Below are 12775 nucleotides of genomic sequence, written 5' to 3'. Positions count from 1 at the left end.
GCGAAGGTTTGAATCGAAGCCCCGGTAAACGGCGGCCGTAACTATAACGGTCCTAAGGTAGCGAAATTCCTTGTCGGGTAAGTTCCGACCTGCACGAATGGTGTAACGATCTGGGCGCTGTCTCAGCCGTGAGCTCGGTGAAATTGTAGTCTCGGTGAAGATGCCGAGTACCCGCCACGGGACGGAAAGACCCCGTGCACCTTTACTATAGGTTGACATTGACGCTGGGTAACACATGTGTAGCATAGGTGGGAGACGTTGAGCCAGGGCCGCTAGGTTTTGGGGAGTCGCCGTTGAAATACCACCCTTGTGTTGCTTGGTGCCTAATCTGGCAACGGAGACAGTGTCTGCTGGGTAGTTTGACTGGGGTGGTCGCCTCCAAAAGAGTATCGGAGGCTTTCAAAGGTCCGCTCAATCCGCTTGGTAACCGGATGTAGAGCGCAATAGCAGAAGCGGGCTTGACTGTGAGGCCTACAAGCCGAGCAGGGTCGAAAGACGGATATAGTGATCCGGTGGTTCCGCATGGAAGGGCCATCGCTCAAAGGATAAAAGGTACGCCGGGGATAACAGGCTGATCTCCCCCAAGAGCTCATATCGACGGGGAGGTTTGGCACCTCGATGTCGGCTCGTCACGTCCTGGGGCTGGAGAAGGTCCCAAGGGTTCGGCTGTTCGCCGATTAAAGTGGCACGCGAGCTGGGTTCAGAACGTCGTGAGACAGTTCGGTCCCTATCTGTGGTGGGCGTTGGATATTTGACAGGACCTGACTTTAGTACGAGAGGACCGAGTTGGACCAGCCGCTCGTGCACCGGTTGTGACGCCAGTTGCAGCGCCGGGTAGCGACGCTGGGATGAGATAAGCGCTGAAAGCATCTAAGTGCGAAACTCACCTGAAGATGAGATATCCTATATAGGAAGAGTCGTCGTAGACCACGACGTAGATAGGCGGTAGGTGTAGAGGCCGAAATGCCACAGCCGAGCCGTACTAAGGACTCGAACGCTTTGCTTGACAATGCTCGAACCTTCGCTGTTTTTCTCTTTTGTCCTTACGTCAACGGTTTTGTTGGCAGCTCGCCATTGAACACAGAGCTGCCGCACCAGTAATGGTGGCTTTAGCCCGGGTGTTCACCTCTTCCCATTCCGAACAGAGTCGTTAAGCCCCGGAGCGCCTATGGTACTGCCTTCATCGGTGGGAGAGTCGGTCGCCGCCAACCTTACTGCATTTGTCCGCTGCCCCCGTGCCGCCCCTTTCCCGGGGCCTGGCGCGGGGGCAGCGGCGTTTATAGGCCTGGCTGGGAACGCGCGCTGTGGCGCCATCCATGTCTTGGTCAGATGTTGAGATGCATAGGGGAGCAAGAAGCTGTTCCCGTGACAAAGGAGAACCAGACAGCAAGCAAATGCCTCGCAAAAGGCTGCATTCAGCATGGATGTTAGCATGCGCTGTTATCCCTTGATTTGGTCTAGAACGGATTCTAAGGTCTTGTATTTCTCCGTCTTCATGTCACCCTTGACCTAGCCCCGCTTTAAATTTTTGGGTTGCCCTAAGGTGTGTATAGACGCAATGTTTTGTGTCTCTCTGTTAAACAACTAGGCCGAACAACGTCAGCAACGACGAGACGCAAAATATTGCGTCTCTACACTCTGTAGGCTAATTCGACTGTGCCTTAGGAAGCAGGAGAGAGGCGAACTGCAACTGATATGCAATGGGGCCTTACAATATATCCTCGTGGGTGAAGCTTCTTGTGGTAGCTACTTGAAGAGGCCAGCAGCAAATGAGGTGGGGCCCCGTTGCGGTGTTCTGCCTGGGTAGGTGGTCTGGTGGTTTGCCACCAACAAAAAAGGCCGTGCGTACACACGGCCTTTTTTGTTGACAGACTGTGAGGCTAGAAAGGGTAGCCGATGGCAATGTTCAAGCGTGGGGCCTTGTCGTCGGGGGTGCCGTAGGGGGCGCGCACGGGGACCGCGGCATCGAAGCGAATGACGAAGAACTGCACGTCGATGCGGATGCCTGCACCAGCGCCGATGGCCAGCTGGTTGAGGAACTTGCTGGGTTCGAATTGGCCCCCGGGACGGTCTACATCTTCATTAAGCAGCCAGATATTGCCGGCATCTACAAACAGAGCTCCTTTCACATAGGGAAACAGGTCTTGGCGGTACTCGGCGTTGGCTTCGAAGCGCAGGTCGCCGACTTGGTCGTAGAAGCTGGTGGAACGGTCGGTATTGGCGCGGTAGGTGCCGGGGCCGATGCCGCGGGCTGCGTAGGCTCGGACGCTGTTGGGGCCGCCGATACCGTACTGCTTGAGGTAGGGCAGCACGCGGGAGTTCAGGTAAGGCAGGCCGGCGCCAATGAGCACGCGGGTGGCAATTTTGTTGCCGCTGGTGGGGTTGGAGGAAATGCGGAAGTAGTTACGCACTTCCAGATCGACCTTGGAGTACTGTGAAAACTGCTGGCCGATGAGCGTGTAGGCTTTAGTGCCGTCGGGGTTGGTTTCCTTGGTCTGGCCGGTGAAGTTGCTGAGCAGGTAAGCGGCATTGCCGGAAACCTCGATGCCCCCGCTGAAATAGATCTGGTTGCGGCGCTGCTCCAGGGCCTGCTGGTTGTAGGTGTAGCGGTAGCTGCTGCCCAGGATGAACTGCTGGCGGAAGCTGTTGGCTAGAAAGGCATTCTTATTGAGCAGCGCCTGGAAGGTATCAGAAACGCCCCCTAAGCGCAGATACTGCAGGTCGATGGGGCGCAGGTCGTGCTCGTTGGTGATGTTAGTTTTCCAAGTGTAGCCGTAGTTGAGGCTGAAGGCGTCCTGTTTGAATGCCTCCAGGCGCTGCACGTACTTGTAGCCGGCGCCGAAGGAGGTGCGGGGCTGGAAGTCGGAGTTGCGCAGGCGGATATCGAAGGGCGGGGTGATGAGCCGCGGCACGATAAGCTGCGCATCGACCCCCAGCTCGTAGGAGGTGAGGCCGATGGCGTTAGTACCGGTGCGGGTCTGGTTTTCGAAGGCGCCTGTGACGTTGATCAGCAGTTGCTCGGCGCCGCGCAGGGCCGAGCGGTTGCGGAACTGCACCTTAAAGCCGGGGCCAACGAAGCCGTTGGACTTGCTGACCAGGCCTACTTCGCCGCGCAGGCTTTTCTTGGGCACCTGCGTCATGCGCACGAAGGCGTTGAGGTGGCCGTATTCGGCCGAGTCGGGCTGGTTGCGAGCGGGGCGGAAACGGATGTCCACGAACTTGAACGTGCCCAGGCTCATGAGGCGGCTAAGAGTCTGGTCGGCGCGGCGGCGACGGTAGAGGCTGTCGGGGTAGAGGAAGGTGGCGTTGGTGATGGCCTTGGCCTTAAACACCTTTTCATCAGGGTAATAGCGGTAGCCCTGGTACATGAAGGGCGGGCGGCCCTGGGAGGCAGTATCGGAGAGCGAGTAGTCGGTGTTCAGGCTCACACGGTTGATCACGTAGGGCTGGGCCGCGCGCTTCGGAATCGTGCCCTTCACCTTCACATAGATATTGGCCTGGTTGTCGAGGGTGCTGTCGACCTGAAACAGCAGGTAGTCGGGAGTGAAGTAGTAGTAGCCCTGGTTTTTCAGCTCGCCGTCGATCCGGATCCGCTCGTTGATGAGGGTTTGCAGGTTATACGGGTCGCCGACTTTCAGCAGCGAGCCGGCCTGGGTGGCACGGATGGCGCGGTCGAGCAGGGTGTCGCGCTCCGGGTACTGAATCTGCTTGATAAGATAGGGCTTGCCCACCTGCGCCAGGTAGTCGACGGTGGCCGTGCGGTCCTTCTTCTGCACTTTGCTGTGCACCACAGGCTTGAAGTAGCCATTGTTGTTGAGGCGGTTGGCCATCAGGCTTTTCACCTTCTGGGTGTCCACCTCGCTCAGCAGCACCGGCTTTTCGCCGTATTTATCGGCCAGCCACTTGCCCAGGCCCTTGGTTTTGCCTTCGCCCATGTGCCAGAAATACAGCTTGGGGCGGGCGCCGAGCAGTGGAATGGCGGCGTTGGGCTTGGGCGCAATAACGGACGTCAGCTCGGTGGTGAGGGCGGCTTCGTTGGGGATGAGCGCCGCTGACTGCACCTTCACGCTGCTGCCGGTGTAGAGGTAGCTGCCTTCCGGAATGAACTTGGTACCCGAACAGCCTGCCGCCAGCAGTAGGGCCGTCAGCGCTGCCCAGGGCCGCCACAGCCTGCCAGCTCCGGCGGAGGCAGCCGAAGAAGCCGAGGGAGTATTGGTGCGACGAAAGAGGGAAGGCTTCATGCGTGAAATCAAGTGGTGGGCGTTTTGCGTGGTTCGGGATTGGTGGTTGGTCTTTCAGGGGCTGCGGGTGAAGCAGCTGTAGTGTAGCGCCGCCAGTGGCTCGCGCCGAAAAACAACCAACAACCTCTTAAAAGCGACCTAGCGGCCGGAGGTGGTGGGGCGTTGGGTGCTGCGGGTAGAGTCGCGGCGCGGTTCCGATGTAACGGCCTGGGTGGAGTCCTGCGCTTCTTTTTTCTCCTGGCGCTGGCGGCGGCGGTTCTGCTTCACCTCTTCCTTCACCGTATCGTCGATACCCTTGAACAGGTCGGCCAGGTCGCGGTAGTCGCGCTGGAAGATCAGCGAGGCGCCGGTGCGCACAAACTGGCCGTCGATGTCGCCGTAGGCGTTGTTGCGGAAGGCGCGCAGGCGGATCCGGCCGTTGGCCAGCACGTTGTACTCGATGCTCACGTCGCCAGCGAAGGAGCTGATGCCGGCCTGGTTCTGGCCGTTGCTGGCCTGGTTGCCGCCGCCCAGCGGCACGTCGGTGCCGAGGCGCACGGTGAGGCGGTTGTTGAGCAGCTGGCGGCGCACGGCCACGTTGAGGTCGGTGCGGGTCTTCTCGGCGCCGCTGCTGTAGTCGGCGTAGGAATTCACGCCCAGCTCCACGCCCAGGTTGGACAGATAGGAGCCGGTGAGGTTGTTGAGCTGCTGGGTGAGCACCTGGCTGGCGGAGCCGCGCAGCTGGTCGGCCACGAGGTTGCCGCCGCTGCTCTTGAACGGGTCGTCGGTCATGAAGCGGTTGAGCACCATCAGCGAAAATACCTGCTTGTTCAGCTCCGATTCCTCACTGGGCTGACGCAGCTGGGCCAGGCGGGCTTCAATGGGCCCGCGCAACTCTGAGCGGGCTTCTTCCGGCAGGCGAATATCGAACCCGATGATGGGCTTGAGCAGCTCGCCGGTGACGTTCAGGAACACCTGGAACGGCAGCTGGTTGCGGCCCACGGCGCTCAGCGTTTCGTCGGCCACGCCTTGAGCTGACAGCAGCTCGGCCGGCGCCGCCCGCACGTTGTAGATGGCCGCAATGTTGAGCTGGGCATTGTAGGGGTCGCCGCTCCAGACGATGTAGCTGTCGGAGCCGATCTTGAATTCGCGCGAAGCCAGATCGTAGAGCGACATATTATAGGCGCCGTCGGTCACGTCGAGGCGGCCGGTGAGGCTGATGGTGCCAGCTGGGTCGATGGCCGTGTTGAGGGTACCCTCGGCCCGCACCTTCAGGTTGTCGCCGGAAATTGGGTCGATAACGAGGGTGAAGGGCGTGTTGTCGCGGACGGTGATGCGGGCGGTGATGTCGTAGCCGGCGGCGGTTTTGGCAGAATCCAGGGCCAGCTGCCGGGCCAGCATCGTGTCCATGGGCGCGCTCTTGTCGATCCACTCCACAATGCCTTCGGTAGCAACCAGGCCAGCTTCGTCGTTGGGCACCACAATGGTCAGGTCGGAACCATCTTCCACCAGCACGTTGGTATTGAGCACGGGCAGGTTCAGGTTGCCGCTGATGCGCGTATCGGAGTCCAGCACCAGCTTGCCGTAGAACAACTCGTTATCAGCGGGGCGGCTATTTACGGCGAGGAAATCCTCGGTAGTGGCGTTCAGGTTGAAGCGGTAGGAGTTAACGTCGGCGTAGTTGGGCACGATGATGCGGCCATCCACCACGGCCTTGTTGCCGAGCGAGTCCAGCACCGTGAAGTTGTTGAAGGCAATGTTCTGCGGGTTGAACGTCACCGTCTGGTTGGGCATGCGGAAGTCGGAGCCCAACTGGGTGAGCGTCAGACCGGCGTCGGCGGTGGTGGTGAGGGCGCCGTTGATGATGGGCTTGGCGGCCGTACCGGTCACTACAATGCTGCCCGTTACGCCGCCCACGCCTTCGCGCAGCTGCCCGGCCGAAAACGGCTCGGCCATCTTCAGGTCAAACCGGTTCACGGTCACGTCAAACCGGATAGGGGAGGGCGGGGTGGCCAGGTAGTAGCCCACGGCCTGCACATCGGCCCCCTGCGGGTTGGTGAGGCGCGCATCGACGTTGTAACGGTCGGGAGTAGGGTTGGTGGCTTTCAGCGTCACGTCGCCCACCACCGTTTTGTTGTAGACGAGGTTGCTGAGCGTGGCATCAGCCGTGAAGGCCTGCCGGGGCTGGCCCAGGCTGAGCGCCAGCGCCTGGCCGTTGAGCGTGCCAGCTATCAGTGAATCCTGCAGGCCGGCGGCGTGTCCCAGGCTGTTCAGCTCCAGGTTCTGCATATTCAGCTGCAGCGGGTATTGCGCGCCGGGCAGGGTCTGGAGCTTCAGGCTGCGGCTGTTGCGGCTGAACTCCAGGTTGTCGGCGAAGATGGCGCCGGTGGCCGTGGTGTAGCGCAACTCGTTGCCGGGCGTCACGTTCCACAGCACCCGGTCCAGCATCAGCTTAGGGTCGAAGCTGAAGGCGTAGGTGTCGCCGCCGTTCAGCACGCGCAGCACGCCGGCCATGTTCAGGCGCTCAGCACTGTCCGACTCGGCAATGCGCAGGCGGGTGCCGATCTGGTTGTTCTGCACGCTGCCGGCCAGGGTCGGGTTGGGGATGCGCAGGGTGGTGTCCTGGCTGATCTGGCGCAAACCCAGCGCATAGTCCAGCTTCTGCGCGTCGGAGCTGACGTTGAATTTCAGCGAGTCCAGCGCGTAGCCCATGTACACGATGCGCGGAATGCGGGTGTTGAGCGTGAGGTTGGCGGCGCGGCTGTCGAAGCCACCCGTGAGCTTGAAGGGCGTGAGCTGCTTGAGGTCGGGCACCAGCTTCTGCAGCAGGCGAGTGTTCTTCACGTTAGCCTCGAACGTGAACTGCTGGTAGGCCGCCGACGGCCGGTAGCGCACGCCGGGCAAATCAAAATACCGGTCGATGTGCTCCTGCAGCACCGTGGCCAGGTCGCCGAGGCGGGTGTTGCCCTGCAGGTTGAAGTCGGCCACGTTGGAGTTGAACACCACTTCGGTGCGGCCCGTGCGCTGCACAATGCGGCCACTCACCGAGTCCAGCGGAATGGTCTGGTTGTCGCGCACAATGATGATGTTGCGGCCCGAGAACGTACCGTTGATGCTGTTGGCGTCGGAGCCGCTGAGGTTGGCCGTGAGGTCGCCCTGCACGCGCAGGTCGCCGCCGGTGTAGAAGCCCAGGGCCGTGAGGTTGGCACCGCGCAGGTTCAGGCGCTCCACCGAGTAGCTGGGGTTGCTGGCGTTGCGCAAGTCCACGGTGGCCAGCAGATCCAGGTTCAGGTTGGGGTCCTGGCGGCTTTTGGCGTCGATGACGTAGCGGTTGCGGTCGATGCCCACGTTGGCCGTGATGCCGCGGTAGGTGTAGCCGTTGTAGGTGGCGCGCTGCACGTTGGCCGTGAGCTGGCCGCGCAGCAGGTTGGGGTCGAGGCCGCCGCGCCCGTTCAGGCGGCCGCTGGCCGTGACGGTACCGATGGTGGGGTCGTTGAGGATGCGGCCTACGTTCAGGTTCTGGGTGCTGAACACAGCCGTAATCGGCTCCTGGCCTTTGGGGCCGGCGCCGAGGTCAATCTTGGCCGCTACGTTGCCGTAGGTGGTGGTGGCGCGCAAATCGGCGTCAAACAGCAGCGCCGATGGGCGGCCGCGGAACGTACCGGCCACGGTCATGCGGGGCGGAATGTTGTAGCCGGGCGGAATCGTGCCTTTCGGGGCCAGCATCCGGATATCAGCCTCCGAGGTGCTGAACTGCTGAATGCGCAGGTCGGTGTAGAGGCGGCGGTCGGTTTCGGGCAAACCCTGGATGCGGCCGCTGGCTTTCACGATGGTGTTGCGGAAGCCCACGAACTCCAGCCCCTGAATCCGCAGGTCGCCCACGCGGCCACTCACGCGCCCGCTCAGCAGCACCGACTGGTTGGGGCCGGTGGTGAACGGTGGCGTGCCGGCCAGGTCGGGAGCCAGGTACAGGATGTCGCGGAAGCCGAGGCGCACGTTGCGCAGGTCGCCTTCGATGCCCAGGTTGGGCAGCTGGCGGGTGTCGGCCAGCGCGTCGAGGCTCTTGTAGCGCATGCCCAGCGTCTGGCGGATGCGGGTGTGCGGCGTAATCAGGTCGAGGTTGGTGAGGCGGGTCTGCACCGAGTCGAACACCACGTCAGCGGTGGCCGAATCGATGCGGAAGCCGCTTTGCTCGCGGCCGGCCAGCTGGTTGATGCGGCCGGTGGTGCTGTTCTCGGAGTAGCGCAGGTTCTCCACGTTCAGCACCAGATCCGTGAACTTGAGGTGGTTGTAGTCCATGGCCGGCAGGCGGGTGCGCTGCTTGGGCTCGTCGAAGTTGTCGAAGGCCACATCCACGCCCCGGATATCGGAGCGGTTGAGCGTCACCACCCAGTTGCTGGGCTGGCCAGTGGCGCCTTCCACGGCGTCATTCAGGTCGCGCACCACCTCGGCGGGGTTCACGAGGCGCTTTTCCACCGGCACGTTTTCGTTCTGGGTGTAGGCAATGCTGGTGTTGCGCAGCTTCACCGTGTTCAGCGCCACCCGAGAGTTGATCAGGTCGATGTTGTCGGCCGTAATTTCGGCCTCGCCCACGCGGGTGCTGATAAACTGCGCCGACGGGTCGTTCTTATACGTCAGGCTGACGTTGCTGAGCAAGGCTTTGTTCAGCCCGAATGTGAGAGCCAGCGGCTCGGCCACGGCCGTATCGGGCGGGGCGGTTTTGGTTTGGGCGATGCTGATGGCCGTGTTGCGCAGCGTGGCTTCGTCTACTTTATAGATGGACTGGTCCACGTCCACGGCATCCATGGTCACGGCCAGCTCGCCTACTTTCGTGCGCACCGCCATGCCTTCCACCTGGTCGTCGTAGGTGAGGCGGATATTGGTCAGGCGCAGGTCGCCGATGTTGTACTTGAAGCCCGCCGTGGTATCGGCCGGGGCGGTAGTCGCCGTGTCGGCCGTCGCGAAGGCATTGACGATGAAGTCGTAGTTGCTCACGCTGTCGGGCAGCGTGCGGCTGATGGCCAGGCGGCCGTCGTTGAGCTCCAGCTCCTTGAGGTTGATTTCCGACTTGGTGAGAGCCCACAAATCCAGGTCGACGCCCAGGCGGCCCACCGACAGCAGCGTGTCTCCTTTCTGGTCTTCGATGTAGACGCCCTCCAGGCTAAGCGCGTGCTTGAAATCGGTGCGGAACTTCGCAATGCGCACCTCGGTGCCGATTTTGCCTTGCAGGTACCCCGCGGCTTTGCCGGCCGCGTAGTCCTGCACCGAAGAAAACTGCAGCGCCACAACCACTCCTATTACTAGAAGCAGCACGAAAGCCACGAGGCCGAGGAGGGTATAGAGCGCGCGGCGGGCGTAAGTAGGTAGCGAGTTGATAACCGTACAGAATTAGGGTGTAGTGTAACCCAACGGGTAAAAAGGCTCTGAGGTTGGAAATTAGCAGGTTGATTGCAGTAAAACCAATTGCCCGGCGGCCGGAATGCGGGCATCAGTTGTGGGCCGGATGTTCGCATTCCCCTCCTGACCCCGTATCTTTCGTGCTTCATCCTAGATGCCCCATGATTCTTCGTTTCTCCCTGCCCTTCCGCACCGCGTGGGGCCAGCGACTGGTCGTGTGCGGTTCCGAGCCCAGCCTGGGCCAGTGGAACCTCGACCACGCTCTGCAGCTGCAGTATAATCCCGAACTCGGCCGCTGGAGCCAGGAAATCAGCCTGCCCGACGATGCCCCCGGCACCGTCGACTACAAATATATCCTGCTCGACGACCAGGATGGCGGCAAGCACTGGGAGTGGGGCCCCAACCGCCAGGTGCACTACGACGGCCGCCAGTTTTCGCGCCTCGTGCTGGAAGACTACTGGCGCCCGGCTGCCCAGCCCGAAAACGAGCTGTTCACGGCCGCTTTCACGCAGGCGCTGTTGCGTCGCCCGGATACCGGCCCGGCCAGGCCCGCCAAAGCCGCCCGCGTCGCCGACTCGGTGGTGCGCTTCCAGCTGGCCGCGCCCCGCGTAGAGTCGGGCCACCAGGTGTGCGTGCTGGGCTCCGATGCCGCCCTCGGCGCCTGGGATGCCCGCAAAGCCGTTGTCCTCTCCGACACCGACTACCCGACCTGGACCGCCGAAGTGGCGCTGGACCAGCCCGACAAGCCTACTCAGTATAAGTATGGTATCTGGGACCCCGCCGCCAAGCAGATTGTGCTGCTGGAAAACGGCGAAGACCGGATCATTCCGCCGGCCCAGGACCGCCGCACGTTGCGCGTCCGGGCCGATGAGAACTTCCGCTACCCGACAGCATGGCGCGGGGCCGGCGTGGCGCTGCCCGTGTTTGCCATGCGCAGCCAGCAGGGCCTGGGCGTGGGCGAATTCCCCGACCTGAAGCTGCTCACCGACTGGGCCGTGCAGACCGGCCTCAAGCTGGTGCAGATCCTGCCCATCAACGACACCGTGGCCACCCACACCTGGGTCGATTCGTACCCGTACGCGGCCATTTCGGTGTTTGCTCTGCACCCGCAATACCTCAGCCTCGATGCCATTGCGCCCCTCCAGGACGCTGCCGCGCGGCAGGAGTTGGAGCAGCTGCGCCAGGAGCTGAACGCCAAGGACTTCGTGGACTACGAGCCGGTGATGAATGCCAAGTGGAAGTTCGCGCGCCTGCTTTATCAGCAGGAGAAAGCCGCTTTCCTGGCCGACCCGGCCTTCCATGCCTTCCGCGAGGAGCAGAAGTCGTGGCTGGAGCCCTACACCGCCTTCTGCGCCCTGCGCGACCAGTACGGCACCGCCGACTTCCAGCAGTGGCCCGAAGAGTACCGTACGCCAGCCAAAGTGGCTGAGCTGGTGCGCGCCGATGCCGCCAACTTCGACGAGGTAGGCCTGCACTTCTTCATCCAGTTCCACCTGGACAAGCAGCTACGCGAAGCCGTGGACTACGCCCGCCACCGCGGCGTGGTGCTCAAAGGCGACCTGCCCATCGGCATCTACCGCCACTCCGTGGACGCCTGGACCCAGCCCGAGCTCTACCACATGCACCAGCAGGCCGGCGCCCCGCCCGACGACTTCTCCACCACCGGCCAGAACTGGCGCTTCCCCACTTACAACTGGGAGCGGATGGCCGAGGACGGCTACGCTTGGTGGAAGCAGCGCATGGGCACCCTGGCCCGCTACTTCGACGCCCTGCGCATCGACCATATCCTGGGCTTCTTCCGCATCTGGGAGATTCCCGGCCACTCGGTGGAAGGCCTGCTCGGGCACTTCTCGCCCGCGCTGCCGCTGCACCAGCACGAAATTGAGCAGCGCCTGGGCTGGTTCGACTACGGCCGCCTCTGCGAGCCCTACATCCGCTGGCACATGCTGCAGCACCTCTTCCACGGGCAGGCGCAGGCCGTGTTCGACGAGTTCATGGAAGATGCCGGCTACGGCGCTATCCGGCTGAAAGAGCACGTGCGCACCCAGCGCCAGATGGAAAGTGTGTTTACCGAAAAAATAGCCGCCGACCCCGCTAACACGGAGCACTACCAGTGGCTGCGGTCCGGCCTCTACAGCCTCGCCAACGAGGTGCTGTTCGTGCCCGACGACCTGCGCGCCGACTTCTACCATCCGCGCATTACGGTGGACAAGTCGGTGTCGTTCAAGGAGCTGAACGGCGAAGACCAGCACCGCATGCGGGAGATTTACAACGACTTCTTCTTCCAGCGCCACGAGAACTTCTGGCGCGAGCAGGGCCTGCGCAAGCTGCCGCCGGTACGCTACGCCACCAACATGCTCATCTGTGGCGAAGACCTGGGCATGGTGCCGGCCTCGGTGCCCGGCGTGATGCGCGCCCTCGGCATGCTGGGCCTCAACATCCAGCGCATGCCCTCCGACCCCAAAGTGGAGTTCGGCCACCCCGACGCCGCGCCATACCTGTCGGTCGTCAGCCCCGGCTCGCACGACATGAGCACGGTGCGCGGCTGGTGGGAAGAGGACCACGTGAAAACCCAGCGCTTCTTTGAAACCATCCTGGGCCATTGGGGCGAGCAGGCACCGTACCACTGCGAGCCGTGGGTTGCCCGCGAAATAACGGTGCAGCACCTGCACTCGCCGGCCATGTGGGCCATCTTCCCGCTGCAGGACCTGCTGGCCATGAGCCCCGAGCTGCGCCGCGCCAACCCCGACGACGAGCAGATCAACGTGCCGGCCAATCCCACGCACTTCTGGAAATACCGCCTGCACCTGCCGCTGGAACAGCTGACGCAGGAGGACGGCTTCAACCGCGAAATGCAAGAGCTGGTGAGCCGGAGCGGGCGGGTGAGTAGCTACTAAGCTGCCCCACAGACTCCGGGAAGTTTTTTTGCTAAAGGCAAGGTCTACCTAGGTGGGCCTTGCCTTTTTGTTGCGTGGCAGCAAGTGTAAGGATCTTGATATGGCTGTGTGTTTTAAGGTGAATATTTGAATGTCAGGTAGATGCGAACTCCTAGCATGATACCTTGATGATAGATTTGTACGATTCTACATGCTTTGAAGCATATAGAATTGCCTGCCTTGCCTTTCCACGAATTCTGTCCTGCACCCTAACGTCTTCGC

3 protein-coding genes and 2 rRNA genes (1 of these 5 only partly in view) are annotated in these 12775 nt (G+C 62.0%); 3 read left to right on the top strand and 2 right to left on the bottom strand.

Going from position 1 to position 12775, the window contains the following annotated elements; translation table 11 throughout:
• Both O9Z63_RS16270 and rrf read left to right on the top strand, forming a co-directional pair.
• Positions 1–1006: ribosomal RNA gene (locus O9Z63_RS16270) — 23S ribosomal RNA — on the top strand (it extends 1911 nt beyond the left edge of the window).
• A 93-nt stretch (positions 1007–1099) separates the two neighbouring features.
• Positions 1100–1211: ribosomal RNA gene (gene rrf, locus O9Z63_RS16265) — 5S ribosomal RNA — on the top strand.
• Positions 1212–1880: 669 nt separating this feature from the next.
• On the opposite strand, the gene tamL is transcribed toward rrf, so the two are convergent.
• The gene (gene tamL, locus O9Z63_RS16260; RefSeq protein ID WP_270126397.1) at positions 1881–4241 is read right to left on the bottom strand and encodes a translocation and assembly module lipoprotein TamL; all 2361 of its coding nucleotides are present in this window, start codon (positions 4239–4241) and stop codon (positions 1881–1883) included.
• 138 nt (positions 4242–4379) lie between these two features.
• Positions 4380–9533 carry a translocation/assembly module TamB domain-containing protein gene (locus tag O9Z63_RS16255; RefSeq protein WP_270126396.1) on the bottom strand — a complete coding sequence of 1718 codons (5154 nt, stop codon included), beginning with the start codon at positions 9531–9533 and terminating at the stop codon, positions 4380–4382.
• 245 nt (positions 9534–9778) lie between these two features.
• On the opposite strand from O9Z63_RS16255, the gene O9Z63_RS16250 reads away from it, so the two are divergent.
• Positions 9779–12514, top strand: a complete 2736-nt coding sequence (locus O9Z63_RS16250) for a 4-alpha-glucanotransferase (protein ID WP_270126395.1) — start codon at positions 9779–9781, stop codon at positions 12512–12514.
• Positions 12515–12775 lie beyond the last annotated feature (261 nt).

Source organism: Hymenobacter yonginensis (assembly GCF_027625995.1).
GTDB classification, from domain to species: domain Bacteria; phylum Bacteroidota; class Bacteroidia; order Cytophagales; family Hymenobacteraceae; genus Hymenobacter; species Hymenobacter yonginensis.
This window is presented reverse-complemented; position numbering and strand designations above follow the sequence as displayed.